General features: G+C 60.7%; 15 protein-coding genes. 11 read left to right on the top strand and 4 right to left on the bottom strand.

Annotated features, from left to right (window positions below):
- The first annotated feature begins 22 nt into the window (after positions 1–22).
- The 4 genes from QEN43_RS21160 to QEN43_RS21145 all read left to right on the top strand — a co-directional run bounded on the left by QEN43_RS21160 (position 23) and on the right by QEN43_RS21145 (position 3,585).
- Positions 23–1,276, top strand: coding sequence for a sugar ABC transporter substrate-binding protein (locus QEN43_RS21160; protein WP_026608817.1), 1,254 nt, complete (start codon positions 23–25; stop codon positions 1,274–1,276).
- Complete coding sequence (locus QEN43_RS21155; protein WP_036267639.1) at positions 1,273–2,157, top strand: carbohydrate ABC transporter permease; 885 nt, start codon at positions 1,273–1,275, stop codon at positions 2,155–2,157. The genes QEN43_RS21160 and QEN43_RS21155 overlap by 4 nt, the downstream gene beginning before the upstream one ends.
- Before the next feature lie 2 nt (positions 2,158–2,159).
- A complete protein-coding gene (locus QEN43_RS21150; RefSeq protein ID WP_026608815.1) occupies positions 2,160–2,993 on the top strand; it encodes a carbohydrate ABC transporter permease in 834 nt (277 codons plus the stop codon).
- Positions 2,994–3,312: 319 nt separating this feature from the next.
- A complete protein-coding gene (locus QEN43_RS21145) occupies positions 3,313–3,585 on the top strand; it encodes a contact-dependent growth inhibition system immunity protein (RefSeq protein WP_162144294.1) in 273 nt (90 codons plus the stop codon).
- A gap of 344 nt (positions 3,586–3,929) precedes the next feature.
- Here QEN43_RS21145 and rocD read toward each other — a convergent pair whose 3' ends face one another.
- A complete protein-coding gene (gene rocD / locus QEN43_RS21140) occupies positions 3,930–6,026 on the bottom strand; it encodes an ornithine--oxo-acid transaminase (protein ID WP_026608813.1) in 2,097 nt (698 codons plus the stop codon).
- Between the two features lie 317 nt (positions 6,027–6,343).
- On the opposite strand from rocD, the gene QEN43_RS21135 reads away from it, so the two are divergent.
- Complete coding sequence (locus tag QEN43_RS21135; RefSeq protein ID WP_317963583.1) at positions 6,344–9,238, top strand: proline dehydrogenase family protein; 2,895 nt, start codon at positions 6,344–6,346, stop codon at positions 9,236–9,238.
- 15 nt (positions 9,239–9,253) lie between these two features.
- On the opposite strand, the gene QEN43_RS21130 is transcribed toward QEN43_RS21135, so the two are convergent.
- The 3 genes from QEN43_RS21130 to QEN43_RS21120 all read right to left on the bottom strand — a co-directional run bounded on the left by QEN43_RS21130 (position 9,254) and on the right by QEN43_RS21120 (position 11,925).
- Positions 9,254–10,219: an IS110 family RNA-guided transposase gene (locus QEN43_RS21130; protein WP_084161956.1), complete on the bottom strand. Its 966-nt coding sequence runs from the start codon at positions 10,217–10,219 to the stop codon at positions 9,254–9,256.
- A 393-nt stretch (positions 10,220–10,612) separates the two neighbouring features.
- Entirely contained in the window at positions 10,613–10,864 is a 252-nt protein-coding gene (locus QEN43_RS21125; protein WP_156912608.1) for a hypothetical protein, read from the bottom strand.
- Positions 10,865–10,959: 95 nt separating this feature from the next.
- Complete coding sequence (locus tag QEN43_RS21120; RefSeq protein ID WP_317963582.1) at positions 10,960–11,925, bottom strand: hypothetical protein; 966 nt, start codon at positions 11,923–11,925, stop codon at positions 10,960–10,962.
- A 649-nt stretch (positions 11,926–12,574) separates the two neighbouring features.
- On the opposite strand from QEN43_RS21120, the gene QEN43_RS21115 reads away from it, so the two are divergent.
- The 6 genes from QEN43_RS21115 (at position 12,575) to QEN43_RS21090 (ending at position 19,486) form a co-directional block, all read left to right on the top strand.
- Positions 12,575–13,540: an IS110 family RNA-guided transposase gene (locus QEN43_RS21115; RefSeq protein ID WP_084161956.1), complete on the top strand. Its 966-nt coding sequence runs from the start codon at positions 12,575–12,577 to the stop codon at positions 13,538–13,540.
- Between the two features lie 436 nt (positions 13,541–13,976).
- Positions 13,977–15,062 (top strand): inositol-3-phosphate synthase, encoded by a 1,086-nt coding sequence (locus QEN43_RS21110; protein ID WP_317963581.1) that lies wholly within the window; start codon positions 13,977–13,979, stop codon positions 15,060–15,062.
- 119 nt (positions 15,063–15,181) lie between these two features.
- Positions 15,182–15,991, top strand: a complete 810-nt coding sequence (locus tag QEN43_RS21105) for a TIGR04290 family methyltransferase (protein WP_317963580.1) — start codon at positions 15,182–15,184, stop codon at positions 15,989–15,991.
- 314 nt (positions 15,992–16,305) lie between these two features.
- A complete protein-coding gene (locus QEN43_RS21100; RefSeq protein ID WP_317963579.1) occupies positions 16,306–17,196 on the top strand; it encodes a glycoside hydrolase 5 family protein in 891 nt (296 codons plus the stop codon).
- A complete protein-coding gene (locus QEN43_RS21095; RefSeq protein WP_317963578.1) occupies positions 17,193–17,810 on the top strand; it encodes a histidine phosphatase family protein in 618 nt (205 codons plus the stop codon). The genes QEN43_RS21100 and QEN43_RS21095 overlap by 4 nt, the downstream gene beginning before the upstream one ends.
- Before the next feature lie 320 nt (positions 17,811–18,130).
- A complete protein-coding gene (locus QEN43_RS21090) occupies positions 18,131–19,486 on the top strand; it encodes an OmpP1/FadL family transporter (protein ID WP_026608803.1) in 1,356 nt (451 codons plus the stop codon).
- Positions 19,487–19,505 lie beyond the last annotated feature (19 nt).

Raw genomic sequence — 19,505 nt, 5'->3', positions numbered from 1 at the left:
ATCCACCGCCGGAAAACACGACGTGCGTCTGATCCTTTTATCGCTGCTCCTCGTCCTGATTGGCGCCTGCAATCGAAACGGGGAGAAAACCGTCCTCGAATTCTGGGCTATGGGGCGGGAAGGCGAGGCGGTTCAGTCTTTGATGTCGGAATTCGAGCGGCGCCATCCTGCGATTCGGGTCAAGGTACAGCAAATTCCCTGGAGCGCCGCTCACGAGAAACTGCTCACCGCTTATGCGGGCGATGCGATGCCCGATGTTTTCCAATTGGGCAATACCTGGATACCGGAATTCGTGGTTCTAAACGCTGTGGACAGTCTGGACGATCGGCTGACGGCTGAACAGCGCGAGGACTATTTCCAGGGCATTCTCGAAACCAACGAAATCGACGGGAAGCTGTACGGCCTGCCGTGGTATGTCGATACGCGCCTCCTCTTTTACCGAACCGATATCCTGGCCGAAGCCGGCTTTACCGCTCCCCCTAAGACCTGGAACGAATGGCTCGTCATGATGGCGAGGGTAAAAGCGCTGTCCGGCGGAGAGCGCTATGCTGTGCTCTTGCCCATGAACGAATGGCAGGTGCCGGTAATCCTGGGCCTCCAGTTCGGGGCGGAACTGCTTCAAGACGAAGCCCGGTTCGGCAATTTTCAGAGCGACGCTTTCCGCCGCGCCTTCCGGTTTTATCTCGACATCTTCCGTCAAGGGTATGCGCCCGCCGTGTCCGAAGCTCAGGTCGCGAATCTCTACCAGGAATTCGCGACTGGCTATTTCGTGATGTACGTCACCGGCCCCTGGAACATCGGCGAGTTCGAGCGACGGCTTCCGAAAGCGCTGCAAGATAAGTGGGCCACGGCCCCGATGCCGGCTCCCGACGAAAATTATCCTGGACCGTCTCTAGCGGGCGGTGCCAGTCTCGCCATCGCGCGAAGCTCCGACCACAAAGATCAAGCCTGGAAGTTAATCGAATTTCTGTCCCAGCCCGAACAACAGCTCGCGTTCTACCGTCTGACCGGCGATCTCCCTCCCCGCCGCTCTGCTTGGCGGCATCCCGATCTCGCGACGGCCGTTCGCACACAAGCGTTCAAAACTCAGTTGGAACGGGTGGTGTCTACGCCGAAAATACCGGAATGGGAACGCATCGCGAGCAAGATCGCCCATTACGCAGAGAAAGCGGTGCGAGGTGAATTGACCGAAGAACGAGCTCTGGCGGCCCTGGACGAAGACGTTAACCGGATTCTCGAAAAACGCCGCTGGCTGTTGCGGAAACGAGCACCATGAAAATCGCTCTCTCGCAGGTGAATCCCGCTTTCTGGTTTCTCTCGCCAGCTTTGACGCTGATTGCTGTCTTCTTTTTTCTGCCTGTCGCGGCCTCGCTGCTTCTCAGCTTCACCGATTTCGACATTTACGCTCTTGGCGATCGCGAACGGCTGCGCTTCGTGGCACTCGACAACTATCTCCGTTTGCTCCGCGATCCCTTGTTCTGGAACGCGCTCAAGAACACTCTCTATTTCGTGCTCGTCGGCGGCCCGTTGTCGGTGGCGGTATCACTCGGCGCGGCGCTTCTGGTCAATCACCGCCTGGTCCGGTTCAAAGGGTTGTTCCGCTCACTGCTGTTCCTGCCGGTGGTCACCACCCTGGTGGCGATAGCCGTGGTCTGGCGCTACCTCTACCATCCCCGCTACGGCTTCCCGAATTATGTCCTGGGACTGCTCGGAGTCGGGCCTATCGATTGGCTGGGCGATCCCGACTGGGCCATGCCGGCGATCATCCTGATGGCGACCTGGAAAAACTTCGGCTTCAACATGATCATCTTCATCGCCGGGCTGCAAAGCATTCCCGCCCGCCTGTACGAAGCCGCTGTCATCGACGGCGCGAACACCTGGCATCAATTCCGCCACATCACCTTGCCCATGCTGGGGCCAACTTTCGTTTTCGTTACCGTCATCACGATGATCGGATATTTCCAGCTTTTCGCCGAACCTTACGTGATGACCCGGGGGGGCCCGGCGAACAGTACCCTGAGCGTCGCGCTTCTGATGTTCCAGGAAGGTTTTCGCTGGTGGAATCTCGGCTACGCCGCCGCCATAGCGTTTACGCTGTTTCTGATCGTTCTGGCAGGAACTTTGTTGCAGTTGAAGCTGAGACGAAAGGAAGTCTGAGCGTGGCGGTCTTTTCGGGAAATCGCATCAAAGCACTGCTAATTCACCTGGCGCTGATCTTGGCAGTGCTCATAACCCTATTCCCGCTGCTCTGGATGGTATCCGTGTCCCTGATGCCTTCAACCGAAGCGAACCGATTCCCTCCCCCACTCGTGCCGGAATCACCCACGTTCGAACATTATCGAATCCTGTTCTCCCGCCTGAATCTCGCCAGGTATCTTCTGAATAGCACGCTGATCGCTACAGTCGTCACGGCATCGTCCCTGCTGATCAATTCCTTGGCCGGCTATGCTTTCGCGAAGCTTAGGTTCACAGGGCGCGACCGCTTGTTCCGTCTACTCTTAGCGTCCATGGTGATTCCGGCGCAAGTCGCCATGTTGCCTTTGTTTCTGATGCTAAAAGAAATGGGACTGGTGAACACCTACGGTGGGGTGATCGTGCCCGGCATGGCGAGCATTTTCGGCATCTTTCTGATACGGCAGTATGCACTCTCGATTCCCGACAGCCTACTGGACGCCGCCCGCATCGACGGCGCCGGCGAATTCCGCATCTATCGAACGCTGGTTCTGCCCCTCTGCAAGCCGATCCTGGTCACCCTCGCCATTTTCACCTTCTTGGGCGCCTGGAACGATTTTCTATGGCCGCTTATCATTCTCGCCGACAACGATCTCTATACGCTTCCGGTCGCGCTCGCCAACCTGCTCGGCGAACACGTACAGGACACCGAACTGATGATGGCCGGGTCGGTGCTTACCGTGCTGCCGGTCGTCGTTCTGTTTCTCGTCTTGCAGAAGTACTACATCGAAGGTCTGACACTCGGAAGCGTGAAGGAATGACGGTGTGGCACCCGATGGATCTTAGGGCACGTTAGAGCGTTTTCACTTTGCTTTCCGGACACGACCGGCGTTGCGAAAATCATTTACTCGTAATGGATAGCTTCAGAATAATCGGGAAGGCCCGAGCGATCATGCGGCGTCCGAATGTCGAGGGTCGAACCTTTCGGTGCGCCCCCACAAAGGCTGTGGTAGGGTCGATCATTCCGTATGTCCCGCCATTTCGCGGCATACGGCGGGTTACGGCCTAGCGGCCTAACCCGCCCTACGACTGCATTTCCTATCCCGTAATAAAGAGGATTAATGATGTCGAGCTTTCCACATCTCGACGCCTTTTATTCATATCTATTTCGGTCAAGATTTCGATCTCATTGCGGACAACATGGAGGATTTAGTCGCTGACTTCGCGCGTAGCAGTTCACCTGATGATATCTGCGCCTTACGTGTCGATATTGCTCGGTTTCTTCAACAAGCCGATGTCGAATCCGCTTTCAAGCAGATGTACGAAAACGATGTGGATCCGCATGATTGGCACCATACCGCAGACTCGTTCTTGCGGCGCATCGATTTTCTGCTTAGCAAAAATGACCCGTAGGCCGACACGGTGTGTGTGAAGACTGTCCGGAATCAAGTCGGCGACACATCAGCTCGAGCGTGGCGCCACAAATCGCCGTCCATACACTTTGCTTAGACCAACACATAAAGCCCAAGCAGCCAAACGTGCGTTTGGCCAACCAGTATCGGGAAAAGGCGTTTACCTTGAACGATGCGGTTTGTGCCTCGCCGCAACCTACCTGCCTGCTGGCATGACGATTGTGGCCGAAATTTCTGCCTAATCAGGAGAACGCTTGCAGGCGTTTTCGAGCTTGTCGGCACTGGCGCTCTCCGGTTAGCGCCGGAACCAACGACAGCAACCGCTCCACCAAGCCGAGAACTGCTCTAATCATTACCGCGCGTCCGCTCGAATCCTCGCAGCACGTCCGCAATCCGTTCCACCGCCCGCTCGATGTCCTTACGGTCGATAACGAGCGGCGGCGCGAAACGGATGACGGTTTGATGGGTCTCGCGGGTGAGAATGCCGTTGGCCATCAGCCTCATGCAGAAATCGCGGCCGGATAGCTCCGGAATCAGTTCCAAACCGATGAACAAGCCTTTGCCGCGTACCTCTCGAATGAGAGGGCTCTTCAGACTTCGTAGCGCTTCCAGAAAATAGGCACCTAGCTCGGCCGAGCGCTCGGCCAGCCCCTCCTCGACGATCACGTCGAGCGCCTCCAGTCCGACCGCCGCGGCCAGCGGATTGCCGCCGAAGGTGCTGCCGTGATGGCCCGGGCCGAATACGCCCATCACCTCGCAGCTCGCCAGGAACATCGAAACCGGCAGCAGCCCGCCGCCCAGCGCCTTGCCGAGGATCAGGCCGTCGGGTTTCACGCCCTCGTGCTCAGAGGCCAGGAATTTTCCGGTCCGTCCCAGCCCGGTCTGAACCTCGTCGCACAACAGCAAGACATTCCGCTCCCGGCAAATCCGGGCGCATTCGGCGAGATACCCCGGCGGCGGGACGACGATGCCGCCCTCGCCCTGGATCGGCTCGACCAGAAACGCCGCCGTATTCTCGGTGATCGCGTCGGCCAGGGCTGCCGCATCGCCGTACGGAATCAGTTTCAAACCCGGCGGAAATGGTCCGAAACCTTCGCGGTAGCTGGGCTCGGACGAGAGACCGACGATCGCGATGGTGCGCCCGTGGAAATTGCCGTTGCAGGCGATGATTTCGGCACGGTCCGGGGCCACGCCCTTGACTTGATACGCCCATTTGCGGGCGGCTTTCAGCGCGGTCTCCACGCCTTCGGCGCCGGTGTTCATCGGCAGCGCCATGTCCTGCCTAGTCAACTCGCAGGCCCGCTCGAGGAATGGCCCGAGCCGATCGCTGTGAAAAGCCCGCGAGGTGATGGAGAGCCGCTTGGCCTGCTCGGTCAAGACCCCGACCAGGCGCGGATGGGCATGACCGTGGCTCGCGGCGGAATAAGCGCCCATCATGTCGACATAGCGTTTCCCTTCGACATCCCACAGATAAGCGCCCTCGCCCTGGGTTAAGACCACCGGCAAAGTATCGTAGTTGTGCGCGCCATAACGTTCGGTAAGGCCTAGAACCTCTGCCGCCCCGATGGGTCGTTCGGGAACCGCAGCGGCCAGCACGAGATCGCCGGCGAGATAAAGCGTAGCGTTGTTCCTATCGCGCGGAGGATCGAATTCGACGATCTCGATGCCGAGAAAATCCGGGTTTCCCTGGAGCATGGCCAAGGCACCCTTCATCTCCTCTCCGGAAATGCCGCCCGCCACCGGCGTCGTCACCCCCGGTGCTTCCTTGGGATCGATAGCATCGAGATCGAGCGAGACCCCGAAGCCGGCGGTGCCGGATCGGACGATCGTCAGCGCTTCGGCCATGACCTCGTTCAGGCCGCGCCGCAAGACTTCGTCGAGATAAAAGACGCGGACGCCCAGCCATTCCAGCAGGGCGCGCTCAGGCGGCTCGAAACTGTGCACGCCGACCAGGCAGACATGCTTGGGAGACAGCTTTGGGCTAAAGCCGTCCAGGTTCACCAAGGACGGTTCGCCGAAACCGAACAGGCATGCGAGCGGCATGCCGTGCAGCGCGCCGCTGGGGCTGGTCTCCGGTATGTGGCTGTCCATGTGGGCGTCGATCCAAATCAGCCCCAAAGGACCTCGCTCCGCCAAGGCCGCCGCCGCGCCGGTCCAGGTGCCCACCGCGCAGGAATGGTCGTCCCCCAGGACAGCGAAGAATTCGCCGGCTCGCACGGCACGCTCGGTTTCCTCTGCCGTCCGCTTACAGAGTTCCGCCACCTTGGGCAGGTTTTCCGGTATCCGCTGCGGATGCAGGATCGCTTGCCAGGCGGCCGAAACGCCCCGGTTCGTCAATCTCCGATCCAGTCCCAAGTCGCGCAGGCGTTCCGGGCCGGTCTCGGCGTCCCGGTCAAAGGCAACTCCGATGAGGCGTATCGATTTCAGAATACGTTCAGCCATGAGAGATGCTCCGGAAACCCATAGAGTAGGTTCAGTCTATCACCGCATCACGCTCATTTATTCAGGCCCGTAAATACCCTCCTGGTATCTACGGGCCACCGCCCAGGCCGGTACACGCCCGGCCTGGGCTCACGCGGCTTGTTGCCGCGCCGGGACATCCCTGCCCCGGATTTACCCGGCCGATATTTATAGGCCGGGTTAATAGGCCCGCTGCCTTTAGAACGAATTCCCCGCACGCCGTTCCTGACTGAAACCCGGGCCATGGCACTATAATCCAAGCACCGACCGAATTGTTTGAACACATCCGAGGTGGGGTCATGAACGACACGGCTTTCGAGCGAAGAGTGCGCGATATCGGGGAGAACCTGTACCGTCTCGCCGGAGAATCGCCGCCCTCCCTGTTCGACCCTCGGGGCCTACGAGGGCGCGTGTTGATGCGGGCCATGCATGACGAAGCCCTGCGCACCGCGCTGTTCCAATTCGTCGACGTATTGCCGGTGCTGGAGACCGATCAAGAGCTCGCCCGCCATTTTCGGAACTATCTGGCGCCTCATGCCGACCGGCTCCGGGGACTCTTGGGGCGCTTGTTCAAACTGGGCGGTCACTCCTTCAGCGGTTTCGCGTTGCGCCGCGCAGTATCGCGTCTCGCGCGCCAATTCGTCGTGGAAGAGCAGAGCGATCGCCTGAACCGGGCGCTGGACGCCATCTCCCGCATACCGGCGGCGGTCACGGTCGACGCCGTCGGCGAAGCGGCCTTGAGCGAGCGGGAATGCGATGTTTATTTAGGCCGGTACCTCTCGCTACTCGATCTACTGGCAGCGAACGGCTCGTTGAACGGAAACCCGCCCATCCACATCTCGGTCAAGCTTTCGGCCCTGACTGCCCATTTCGATCCGCTGGACTACGCCGGCGTGCGCCGCCGCGTGTTCGATCGGCTGCAGCCTTTGCTGGCCAGGCTCCGCGAACTTCGGGCCGGCATGACCGTGGACATGGAGCATTACGAACTCAAGTCCCTGACCCTGCGCCTGTTCCGTGACCTAGTGGAAAGCGAGGGACATGACGGCTGGTATCCCGGAATCGCCCTGCAAGCCTATCTCCCGGAAACGGCCGACGATCTTCGCGAGCTCATCGACTGGGCGAAGCGCGCACAACGCCGCGTCTCCGTGCGACTCGTCAAGGGGGCCTACTGGGACACCGAGGTTGCCCTGGCCGAACAGCGCAATTGGCCTATCGCCGTGTTTCTCGACAAGCCGGCCACCGACGCCCAGTTCGAATCCCTGGTCGATCTCTTGTTCCGGCATAAAGATGCGGTCTATCCCGCCGTGGGCAGCCACAATTTTCGGAGTCTCGCCTACGCCATCGCGTCGGCGTCCCGATACGGCCTTTCCAAGACCGACTGGGAGATCCAGATGCTCTACGGCATGGCCGAGCCCTTGCGCCACGCCGTGACCGCATCGGATGTCGCGCTTCGGATTTATCTCCCCACGGGAGAGCTGATACCGGGCATCGCCTATCTGATCCGCCGCCTGATGGAAAACACCGCCAATACCTCCATACTGCGGCAGACCTACGTCGAAGGCGCCGATTTGGACGATCTCTTGGCCAAGCCGGAAGGGTCCGAACCCCGAACCGAGACGCCTCCTCCCGCTTTCGTCAACGCGCCATTGAAGGATTTCAGCCACGAGCGGGTTCGCGAAGAGTTTCGCCGGTCGCTGGCGGCGGTGCGCAGCAGGCTGGGTGCGACTTACCTCCTTGACATCGCCGGCGTTCCGCCGCAGGGTGCGGCGCTGGAAGCGTCGCGAAATCCGGCCCGGCCATCCGAGATTCTGGGCCAGGTGGCGGTCGCCGACGTCGATCACGCCGAGCGCGCGGTGCGCAACGCCAATCGCGCATTCCCCGGCTGGCGCGACATGCCGGTATCGGCTCGCGTCGCGCTGTGCCGCCGGGCGGCGGACATCATGGACGCTCGCCGCGGCGAACTGGCCGCCTGGCAGGTTCTGGAAACGGGAAAGAATTGGCGCGAAGCCGACGCGGACGTGGCGGAGGCCGTCGACTACTTGCGCTATTACCCCTACCGGATGGAGCAACTGGCCGGCTGGCAGCCCACCCGCTGCTTTCCCGGCGAGCCGAACCATCTTCGCTACGAACCGCGCGGCGTCGCCGTGGTGATTCCGCCCTGGAATTTTCCTCTGGCGATTCTGACCGGCATGACAGCGGCGGCGCTGGTCGCCGGCAATACCGCCATCGTCAAGCCGGCGACGCCGGCCAACCTCGTCGCCCATGGCTTCAAGTCCGTCCTCGACGAGGCCGGCTTTCCGCCCGGCGTGTGCCAACTCCTACCCGGAAACGGCGCCACCGTCGGGCGATACCTGGTCAAGCATCGGGACGTTCATGTCATCGCGTTTACCGGCTCCAAGGCGGTAGGTCTCGAGATCCTTCAGGAGGCCCACACGCTCGCCCCCGAGCAGCGGCATATCAAGCAGGTGGTCTGCGAGATGGGCGGCAAGAACGCGATCATCGTCGACGAGGACGCGGACCTGGACGAAGCGGTCGCGCAAACCCTGTATTCCGCGTTCGGCTATCAGGGCCAGAAATGCTCGGCCTGTTCGCGGCTCATCGCCGTGGGCCGGGTTCACGACCGACTGGTCAAGCGGCTGGCGGAGGCCCTCGACAGCTACGACTACGGCCCGCCGGAAGATCCGGCATTTCTGTTCGGGCCGATGATTACCCGCGACGCGCAGCGGAAAGCCCAAAGCTACATCGAGCTGGGCCGGAGCGAAGGCCGGCTGCATTACCTCGGGCGTGTGCCCGCGGATGGCTTCTATTGTCCGCCCGCCCTGTTCACCGGCATCGAGCCCCGTCACCGTTTGGCGCGGGAGGAAATCTTCGGGCCCGTGTTGGCGGTGATGCGCGCCCCTACGTTCGAAGCCGCGCTTACGTTGGCGCTGGAGTCGGATTACGCGCTCACCGGGGGGGTCTTCTCGCGCCTGCCCGACCATCTCGATCTCGCGCGAGACCGCTACCGCGTCGGCAATCTGTATCTCAACCGACGTACCACCGGCGCCCGGGTCGGCGTGCAGCCCTTCGGCGGTACTCGGCTTTCCGGCACCGGCATACAGGCCGGCGGCCCCGACTATCTCAAGCAGTTCCTATGGACGCGTGTCGTGAGTGAGAACACGCTGAGGCACGGTTTCGTTCCGAACCTTGAATAGATACTGTTATCCGGGTCAAGTGCCATGGAGTGCTGGATCGAAGGGTTTTCCGGACTTGAGGACGCCGAAAGCGACCTGGAGGAGCTTGCGCATCATGGCACCGATGATGAGCTTGGCGGGCTTGCCCGAGAGCGCGAGCCGGTTCTTGAAGGGCTGGCCCCAAGCGGTCTTATACAGGATCACCATAGCCGGCATGTAGAGGGCTTTGCGCAAGAAGGCATGGCCGACTTTGGACAGCCGCGGCTTGGTTTTCACGCTCGTTCCGGACTCCTGCCGGCGCGGGTCGAGCCCGGCGAAGGCGACGGCTTGTCGGCTATTGGCGAAGCGGCTGGGCTCGGCATAGAAGGCGAGCAGAATGGCGATGGTGCGTTCCCCGATACCGGGGATGCTCTCGAGTAATTCGCGCTTTCCCTTCAGATCGGGGTTAGAGTCGATGTGCTCATTGATGGTTTTGATCAGGCTCTTGATCTGCTGATCGAGCCAATTCAGGTGTTCTTGAATGTTGGTGCGCACCGCGTCCCGGGCGACCTCCAGGCGGTTACTTTCCTGGGTCCGCAGGGCTTGCAACGCATCCAGACGCAACACGAGCGCGCGCAAGGCGATTTCGGCTTCGCTTCTCGCCTGCCAGGGAGGCGGATGGCGTTCGGCGCAAAATTCGGCGATGAGGCGCGCATCGACGGCATCGGTTTTGGTCCGGGTTAAGCGGGAAGCGGCATAGGCTTTGATTTGGGCGGGGTTGATGACGCTGACAGTGAACCCTTGGGTAGCCAAGCACTGGGCGACGTCTTCCCAATACACCCCAGTGGCTTCCATACACACGTGAACATTCCGTGCCTCTGGGCCGGTGAGCCAAGTGACGAGGGTGGCGAACCCGTCTTGGGAGTTGGCGATGACTTTGGTTCGGAACTTCCCGTTGGGGAGGCGTAACGCGCAGTCCAGTTTGGCTTTGGCGACATCAATTCCGAGATAAAACGTGGGCATCATGAACCTCAAATGATCTACCTTGTGAATGCGGGCTGCCGGCAAGCCGGGCCGAAGATACTGTTCGATCGCTCGATGAGGGTGAGCGACTGCTGCATCGATCTACGCAACGGGCTTGGTGTCCCAAGGGCGGGAACGGCATCCAGTCGCTCAAACCTGGAGCGCCCTCCAGGCCTGGGGTGACCGGTCGGGAGTCTTCTCCAACCCCTTCCGAACCACACGGAATTCATAATACAAGGTCGGGAATCCCTTCCCGACGTTCACGCTCCGACCGAGCGTCTGCCGATGCCCCCGACAATGGCGCGCCAAGGCAGGCAGGTTCTATCCGAGGGGGAGCCCGAGGACGGGGCTACAGATCCGGTTGCCGGCGAAACCGTCCACAAACAGGCTCTTTCAGAAGAGGATATCCGGCTTCAGGAGCACGGCTACAACAAAGCTCACAACGAAGCTAAATTCGGCCCAGGTGGTCGCAAGGACAATCCAGCGCCACCAGCGCGGCGCCAGGTCGATCGTAACCACATGACCGGTTCTTTTTTGGAACCAAGGTGATACCAAGCAATGGCCGAGGGTCAAGGCCGCCACCCCGGGCAAGGGCGGGGTCGGCTTGATCAGCTCGCGCCCGGTCCGGCGGCGATGCCAAGGCATGAGAACCCACTCGATAAAGAAGACACCAACAATTCCGACCAGGCAACTTACGCCCCAAATCATGGCTACTATTGCAAGAATCACTTCCCCGGTGCTCACCAGCCGGCCACCCTTTCCGTTACGTCGTAGATTAACTCACCAAGTATAGGACCACCCATGCTGCCCGCATATCCTCCACCGAAGCTGCCTATGCCGCCGACAATGGCGCACCAGAGCAGGCTGGACCCACCCGTAGGTACAACCAGGGCAAGACTGCAAGCTCCGTATCCGGTGGCACCGCCTGCTAGGCCGCCCAAGAGACTGCCACCCAGTCGCCCGGTTTCGCTGACTATGCGCCGGTTTCGGTCCGGGCGGTTTTCCTCGATGTGGCGCTTGATCTCGGCCGCCGACCAGGCGGTATCCAGGGCGATGCCGATATGGCCGAGCGCCTTGGCCTGTCCGGCTGCCCGGTTCAGTCCGGCGACCCGTTGACGCAGCTCCGGTATCCCGCCGGCAGCGGAGCCCGCTTGCCGCCAGCGGTGAACGATGCGCTTGCTGGAGAGACCCAGCCTGCGGCGGATGAGCGGTTCGTCGGGACCGACCAGGCCGCGGCGCAGCCAGCCGCGCAGCGAACCGTCGAGCCGGTTCAGCAGTTCCCGGCGGCGGCGCTGGAAGACTGCTCCGCTCAACTTGCTCGAGGACGAATAGGTGTCCTGGTAGAGTTTCTGAAGTTCGTTGAGAATCTCGGTGATATCTTCGATGTGACGCTGCCAGGTGTAAGCATAAGCTCCGAGCCCGCCGGGCGTCTGCAGCGTCTGCGTATACTCCAGCAGTTCGTAAAGCCGGTTGGTGATCTCCGGGTGTTCGATCGGTCCGCGGATGCCGCGTGGCCAGAACCGAGGTTCGCGCAGGTTGGCGGCAAGCTGGACCTCGGCGGCCGTGCAGACCTGGTCGGTCGGTACAACCAGCATGGTTCCCGGTATGAGGACAGTGTCCTCCGCGATCCCGTTGAGTTGGAAGAACCAGGCCAGATTGGCCGAATCCGGGTTCTGGTAGACCTCGCGGGCGTGGTCTGCCGCCATTACGGGCCTCTCGACAATCGAAAAATGGGGTTGGGTCCATGTTTCAGCCATGTGTCCTTGCTTTTCTTCTTGATGCGAATTTTGGAAAGAATAGACACATTTCCCCCACTTTCAATGGTGATAGAAAAAGACGCGGCAAGGCTACAAGCGCCCGGAACTGCCATTCCTCCCCGAATACCCGAGTCCGAAAATTGCCGAGCCAGGTCGATCGTGATCGCGTGACCGGTTGGCTAGATAGGGCGGGTTAGGCAGGCAGGCCGTAACCCGCCGCATGCCGCGAAAAGGCGGGTTACGCGGAGCCTGCCCTGAGCCCTTCGACAATGCTCAGGACAGTCCTGTCGAAGAGCCTGTCCCGAGCGGAGCCGAGAGGCTAACCTGCCCTACAAGCTTCGTCGGGAACGAATTCCCGACCTTGTATTATGAATTCCGTGTGGTTCGGAAGGGGTTGGAGAAGACTCCCGACCGGTCACCCCAGGCCTGGAGGGCGCTCCAGGTTTGAGCGACTGGATGCCGTTCCCGCCCTTGGGACACCAAGCCCGTTGCGTAGATCGATGCAGCAGTCGCTCACCCTCATCGAGCGATCGAACAGTATCTTCGGCCCGGCTTGCCGGCAGCCCGCATTCACAAGGTAGATCATTTGAGGTTCATGATGCCCACGTTTTATCTCGGAATTGATGTCGCCAAAGCCAAACTGGACTGCGCGTTACGCCTCCCCAACGGGAAGTTCCGAACCAAAGTCATCGCCAACTCCCAAGACGGGTTCGCCACCCTCGTCACTTGGCTCACCGGCCCAGAGGCACGGAATGTTCACGTGTGTATGGAAGCCACTGGGGTGTATTGGGAAGACGTCGCCCAGTGCTTGGCTACCCAAGGGTTCACTGTCAGCGTCATCAACCCCGCCCAAATCAAAGCCTATGCCGCTTCCCGCTTAACCCGGACCAAAACCGATGCCGTCGATGCGCGCCTCATCGCCGAATTTTGCGCCGAACGCCATCCGCCTCCCTGGCAGGCGAGAAGCGAAGCCGAAATCGCCTTGCGCGCGCTCGTGTTGCGTCTGGATGCGTTGCAAGCCCTGCGGACCCAGGAAAGTAACCGCCTGGAGGTCGCCCGGGACGCGGTGCGCACCAACATTCAAGAACACCTGAATTGGCTCGATCAGCAGATCAAGAGCCTGATCAAAACCATCAATGAGCACATCGACTCTAACCCCGATCTGAAGGGAAAGCGCGAATTACTCGAGAGCATCCCCGGTATCGGGGAACGCACCATCGCCATTCTGCTCGCCTTCTATGCCGAGCCCAGCCGCTTCGCCAATAGCCGACAAGCCGTCGCCTTCGCCGGGCTCGACCCGCGCCGGCAGGAGTCCGGAACGAGCGTGAAAACCAAGCCGCGGCTGTCCAAAGTCGGCCATGCCTTCTTGCGCAAAGCCCTCTACATGCCGGCTATGGTGATCCTGTATAAGACCGCTTGGGGCCAGCCCTTCAAGAACCGGCTCGCGCTCTCGGGCAAGCCCGCCAAGCTCATCATCGGTGCCATGATGCGCAAGCTCCTCCAGGTCGCTTTCGGCGTCCTCAAGTCCGGAAAACCCTTCGATCCAGCACTCCATGGCACTTGACCCGGATAACAGTATCTACGGGGCGGTATGGTCGTAGGTCGGCAATCCTTTGCCGCCGAACCCCTTGGCCCGACGGCTACAGGTGGGTCCAGCCTGCCTTGATGCGCCATTGCCGGCGGCATCGGCAGCTTCGGTAACGGAGACGGGCTAGAGCATTTTCATACCGACGTTGCGGCTATTCGCGCGTGGATTCCTTCTACGGCAGTCCTTTGCCGACAAAACCGTGGTCGGGCGAACGAGCGTAGCGTAACCCGCCGTCTGCCGCGAACTTCTTGCCAAAAATAATCTCGAAAAAGATATTCCAACCGAGATCTACTTTCCTCCGGCGCTCCCAGTAGGCAATGGGCATTGCGCCTATTTTGGAGAGGAAACCGCGGCCGTGACCGGGCGATTCCTTGGCCGTTCGCGGTCCGCCAGACATGCTCAAGGAGAGAGTATGCATCGCAAGAAGGTACGAACCGCCGTCGTCGGCGTAGGCAATTGCGCATCCTCGCTGGTCCAGGGTGTCGAGTTCTACCGCAAGGTTAAGGATGGCGATGCCGTCCCCGGTCTAATGCACGTCAACCTCGGCGGCTATCACATTTCCGATATCGAGTTTTCCGCCGCCTTCGACATCAATGTGAGCAAGGTCGGCAAGGACCTGTCCGAAGCCATTTTCGCGGAGCCGAACAACACCTACCGGTTCTGCGAAGTTCCCGAAATCGGCGTCGAAGTCCGCCGCGGCGTCACGCTCGACGGTCTGGGCAAGTATCTCAGGGAAATCATCGAGGAATCGCCCGAGCCGCCCGCGGATATCGCCCAGGTCCTCCGCGACACCGAAACCGACGTGCTCGTCTCCTATCTGCCCGTCGGGGCTCGAAAGGCTACCGAATTCTATGCCGAGCAGGCTCTCGAAGCGGGCTGCGGCATGGTCAACTGCATTCCCGTCTTCATCGCCTCCGCCCCCCGCTGGCGCAAGCGCTTCGAGGAAAAAAACCTCCCCCTCATCGGCGACGACGTCAAATCGCAGGTAGGGGCAACCATCGTCCACCGGGTGCTGGCGAATCTTTTCCGCGAGCGCGGCGTCCGGCTGGACCGCACCTATCAGCTCAATTTCGGCGGCAATTCCGATTTTCTCAACATGCTCGAACGGGAACGGCTGGAATCGAAGAAGCTCTCCAAGACCCGCGCCGTGACCAGCCAGCTCGACCATGCCCTGTCCGACGCCGAAGCGCACGTCGGCCCCAGCGACTACGTGCCCTGGCTCACCGACCGCAAGTTCTGCTACATCCGGCTGGAAGGCACGACCTTCGGCAATGTGCCGCTGCACGGCGAACTCAAGCTGGAAGTCTGGGATTCGCCCAATTCCGCCGGCGTCGTGATCGACGCGGTGCGCTGCGTCAAGCTGGCGCTCGATCGGGGGATCGGTGGCGCACTGATCGGACCGTCCGCCTGGTTCATGAAATCGCCGCCGGAGCAGTTCACCGATGCCGAAGCCCGTGTCCGCACGGAGGCTTTCATACGCGGTGAGATGCCTCATTGACGGGACAAACCGTAAGATGCGGTCACGACGGAACCGCACTACGCAAGCTCAGGACAGACATCGCACGCGATTGAGGCGCTAAACAAGCTCACTGCAGCTAACGTGACCTTACCGATTCGATGACCAAGAAACCATCCACTAACTCGAGTCACCCATCCGGTACCATCTGGACACGCGAACTGATCGAGCGACGGGTCCGCGAGTTGGGCGAATGGTTCCACAACCTCGACCTCGGCGGCGTACACACTGCTCCGGACCATTTCCTCGGCGATTATCCCGCCGTCAAATGGCGGCAGTTCGCGGACGCCCTTCCCGCCGATCTGAGCGGGCGGTCGGTGCTCGACATCGGCTGCAACGCCGGTTTCTACGCCATCGAGATGAAAAAGCGCGGTGCCTACCGGGTCGTCGGCATCGACTCCGACGAGGCTTATCTGGCCCAGGCCCGCTTCGCGGCCGAGGTCAAAGGGCTGGACATCGAATTTCGCCGTCTGTCCGTGTACGACGTCGCCGCTCTCGGCGAAACCTTCGACCTGGTGATCTTCATGGGCGTGTTCTATCACCTGCGCCATCCTTTGCTGGCGCTGGACCTGATCCATCGACACGCCGCCCGAGACCTTTTGCTGTTCCAGTCCATGCAGCGCGGCAGCCCGGAAATCGAGGCGGTGGGACGCGACTACCGCTTCGAGGAATGGGAAATCTTCGACCGGCCCGGTTTTCCCAGGATGCATTTCATCGAGCATCGCTATGCCGGCGACCCCACCAACTGGTGGATTCCCAACCGAGCCTGCACAGAGGCGATGCTGCGCAGCGCCGGATTCGAGATTCTCGCCCGTCCCGAGGAGGAGGTTTATGTCTGCCGCAGGATCGAGCTGAACTTGGAAGATTGGGATCATCGGGCGGTTTATCCCAGTCGTGGCGGGAATCCCTGAAGCGTTTTCTAATCTGCTGTGCGGCGGTTCTGAATCGTCCCGTATGGCGCGCCCGAGCATCGCCGGCTGGAGCCGGAATTGCCCGAAGGGGCACGCGAGGGATCGCGTGCGGCGACAGAGGCACATGGACGGGCCTTCTGTCGCCCCCGGTTCCAGCCGGCGATGCGCAGGATCAGCGCGCCATCCGGGGGCCCTTTCTTTTGGTTACTTTTCTTTGGGCAAGCAAAGAAAAGTAACTCGCCCGCGGGGCGAGACCCGCTTCCAATTCACTGGCTGCCAAAGGCAGCCTCCTTAACGGTCTTTGCGGAGGAAACATGATCGAAGCAGTGATGCTTTGGAACGAACCCAACAACAAATCCCACTGGGATTTCGAGATCGACCGGGACTGGCGTCTTTTCGCCGAAATGGTGAATCTCGCGGCCGACGCCTTGCACGCCGAGCATCCGAATCTTGTCATCGTCCTCGGCGGCATTTCCCCCATCGACCCTTTGTTCATGGAACGGATGAAGGCTTACGACGTCATCCGTCGCATGGACGCGGTCGCCGTCCATGGGTTTCCGCTGGACTGGAACCACTGGCAGATTCACGAGTGGCCCGACAAGCTGAACGAGATTCGCGGCGTCGTCGACGACAAGCCGATCTGGATTTCCGAAGTCGGCGTCTCCAGCTTCGGCGCCGAGGAAGTGCAGGAATTCGGCCTCAAGCGAAGCGCGGAACTCCTGCTCGGACAGACGCCCCGGATTCACTGGTACAGCCTCTACGATCTACCCAGGGCCTGGCCCGCCACCACCCGCCACCGCGAGGCCGAAGGTTCGGCCTATTACCGCCACTTTTACATGGGCCTGCTGCGGGAAGACGGCACGCCCAAACCGGCTTTCCGGCATTTCTACGAGTACACACCAGATATGGGATTGTGCCAGTGGTTTCATTTCGAGGATCACCGGCTCGACGACGCGGTTCGGATCATGAAAGATCTGGGCGTCACCTATCTACGTACCGGCCTGAGCTGGGCCGACCGATTCCGGCCGAACGCACTCGACTGGTTCGACCGGCAGATGCGGGCGCTCGAACCCTTCCGAGTCACCGTAACCTATTGCTTCACCCCCGAGCACCGCGGCATCAATCCCCACCACACCAGCCCGCCGCAGCGCGTGGAGGAGTTCGCAGAGTTCTGCGTGGAGATGACCCGGCGTTACGCAAGATGACCACCTTTCTCTTGATCCGCCACGGCGCGCATTGCCTCGGGGGAGACATCATCGCCGGCAGGGCGCCGGGTGTCCGGCTCAGCCCTCTAGGTCACGAACAAGCACGGCACATGGCGGAACGCGTAGCGAAGCTGCCCGTACATGCGATCTACTCCAGTCCGGCAGAGCGCACCCTGGAAACGGCCCAGTACCTTTCCGACCGCATCGAGCTTCCGGTCCAGGTGCTCGAAAGTCTCTATGAAATCGATTTCGGGGACTGGACCGGACAGCCCTTGGAAGAGCTTCGCAGGAACGCACGTTTCCGGTTCTGGAATTGTTTTCGCAGCGGCACGCGAATTCCGGGGGGCGAGGTCATGATCGAAACCCAAACGAGGATCGTGGCCGACATGCTGCGGCTTCGCGAGCAACATGGCAAAGGCTGCATCGCTCTGGTCAGCCACGGCGACGTCATCAAGGCCGCCGTCGCCTATTTCTTAGGCGTCCCCTTGGACCTCTTCACCCGCATCGAAATTGGCCTTGCTTCGGTCAGCATCGTCTCCATCGACGAGCAGGGTCCCTGGGTACTTGGCATAAACAATCAGGGAGACGATTTGTTTATCCCAGAAAACCTCTGAGCCATCCGACTGCCATCGTCCGGAATCCCCTCCTCTATCTCTTATCGGATCGCCAACCACACGCCTTATTCCCGAATCCGAGAACCTGATCAGGCTTTATTCCTGCCATAGGTCAAACCATTTCCTTCCGTCTGCCGCCAGAGCGGCAGCTCTGCTAGTTCACTGCCGTCACAGCGGCAACCGTTCCGGGCATTATCAAATAAAGCCTTTTTACTTCAAAAACTTATCAAATGGCACGACGCTCGCTAAAGGGTGAGCAAGCCTCTTAGCGATTCGAGCATCGATCATAAGAACCTAACGTAAGACCACGAGAAGGCGGTATGTACACCAGTCCAGTTTCCTCCTCCCAGACGAACCGACCGGATCCGAGAACCTGGTTAATCGCGCTCGGCTGCGCCCTTTCTCCCACAGCTTTTGCGCTCAATACCGGTACCGACCTGAATTTGAGCCTGAAGCCGATCGCCGGGGGTATGGCGGGCGCTGCCTACGTCCGACCGCAAGAAGTGTCGGCGGCGCTTTTCGGCAATCCCGCCACTCTGACTCAATTCAAGGGGTTCAACGTCGGACTGGGCGCCGCGCTCTTGGAACCCGAGGTCGACAACTTTCAGAGCAAGAACGGTTTCACCAACCACTCGTACAGCCTCGCCCGGAACTATGTGGTGCCGGACGCCGCCTTGGGTGGAGAAGTTCTTCCGGGATTCGTGCTCGGAGCGGGAATTGCGGTCGATTCCGGGCTCGGGGCGGATTATCGCACTCACCCGATCAACGCAGGTGCCGGTCTCGGACTCGGCGGAAACGGCGCCGGCGGAGCTGCGACACTCCCGCTGCTCGTGGAATTGATCTCGTTCAGCGCCAACGTGGGAGCCGCCTACGAAGTAACACCGGATCTGTCGGTTGGTGCGGCGTTAACCGTAGGCGTCGGTTTCGCCCAGTTCGGCACCAGCGGAACCACTTCCGGTCTCGCCAGCTTGACCGGCGATTTCGGGGGGACCACGTCCAGCGTGCACAACATTTCGCTGCGCGGCTCCGTCGGCGCCACCTACCGGCTTACGCCTAACGTGACGATCGGCGCCTCGTTCAAAAGCCCACTTCGGTACAACTATCACAATGTACTGGCGACCACGGTGGGCGGAAGCCAGGACTACCAATCCGTCAGGGTCGAACAGCCCCTGGAAGTGGCCTGGGGCATAGCAGCCAACATCACGCCTCAGCTCCTGGTGGAAGCGGACGCGCTCTGGAAAAACTGGTCGAATTCGTCGCTGTACCAAGATGTCTGGCAGGACCAGTTTCTGGCTCTTTTCGGCGGGCAATACACCGTGGGCGACTGGCAATTCCGGGCCGGGTACAGCTACGCCACCCCGATACTTCGCGACGAGCCGCACGGTACGGTAGGCGGATTCAAAGGCGTCGGCACGGTGCCGTTGGATACCGCCGTGCCCGGCGTGCTCGACAGAAACGATGTCATCAAGGTCGTACAGACCACCCTCGGCCCCGTGATCTGGCAACACACTCTGACCGCGGGCGTAGGTTACGCCTTCACGCCAAAGTTCAGAGTGGACGCTTTCGCCGCCTACGCCTTCGAAGAATCCGCAAGCCGCGACACGCTTGCATTGGGACATTACCGGGCCGAGGCCGCCGAATGGGCGTTAGGACTGGGCGCCAATTTCAAGTTCTAAGGTCCTTTTCTTCTTAAAC

The organism is Methylocaldum szegediense (genome assembly GCF_949769195.1).
Lineage (GTDB): Bacteria > Pseudomonadota > Gammaproteobacteria > Methylococcales > Methylococcaceae > Methylocaldum > Methylocaldum szegediense.
This window is presented reverse-complemented; position numbering and strand designations above follow the sequence as displayed.

Excerpts from the sequence above, each read along its gene's own strand:
- QEN43_RS21100 (WP_317963579.1), top strand. The coding sequence starts at position 16,306 with ATGATCGAAGCAGTGATGCTTTGGAACGAACCCAACAACAAATCCCAC.
- QEN43_RS21105 (WP_317963580.1), top strand. The coding sequence starts at position 15,182 with ATGACCAAGAAACCATCCACTAACTCGAGTCACCCATCCGGTACCATC.
- QEN43_RS21110 (WP_317963581.1), top strand. The coding sequence starts at position 13,977 with ATGCATCGCAAGAAGGTACGAACCGCCGTCGTCGGCGTAGGCAATTGC.
- rocD (WP_026608813.1), bottom strand. The coding sequence starts at position 6,026 with ATGGCTGAACGTATTCTGAAATCGATACGCCTCATCGGAGTTGCCTTT.
- QEN43_RS21090 (WP_026608803.1), top strand. The coding sequence starts at position 18,131 with ATGTACACCAGTCCAGTTTCCTCCTCCCAGACGAACCGACCGGATCCG.
- QEN43_RS21115 (WP_084161956.1), top strand. The coding sequence starts at position 12,575 with ATGCCCACGTTTTATCTCGGAATTGATGTCGCCAAAGCCAAACTGGAC.
- QEN43_RS21155 (WP_036267639.1), top strand. The coding sequence starts at position 1,273 with ATGAAAATCGCTCTCTCGCAGGTGAATCCCGCTTTCTGGTTTCTCTCG.
- QEN43_RS21125 (WP_156912608.1), bottom strand. The coding sequence starts at position 10,864 with ATGCCTTGGCATCGCCGCCGGACCGGGCGCGAGCTGATCAAGCCGACC.
- QEN43_RS21130 (WP_084161956.1), bottom strand. The coding sequence starts at position 10,219 with ATGCCCACGTTTTATCTCGGAATTGATGTCGCCAAAGCCAAACTGGAC.
- QEN43_RS21120 (WP_317963582.1), bottom strand. The coding sequence starts at position 11,925 with ATGGCGGCAGACCACGCCCGCGAGGTCTACCAGAACCCGGATTCGGCC.
- QEN43_RS21095 (WP_317963578.1), top strand. The coding sequence starts at position 17,193 with ATGACCACCTTTCTCTTGATCCGCCACGGCGCGCATTGCCTCGGGGGA.
- QEN43_RS21135 (WP_317963583.1), top strand. The coding sequence starts at position 6,344 with ATGAACGACACGGCTTTCGAGCGAAGAGTGCGCGATATCGGGGAGAAC.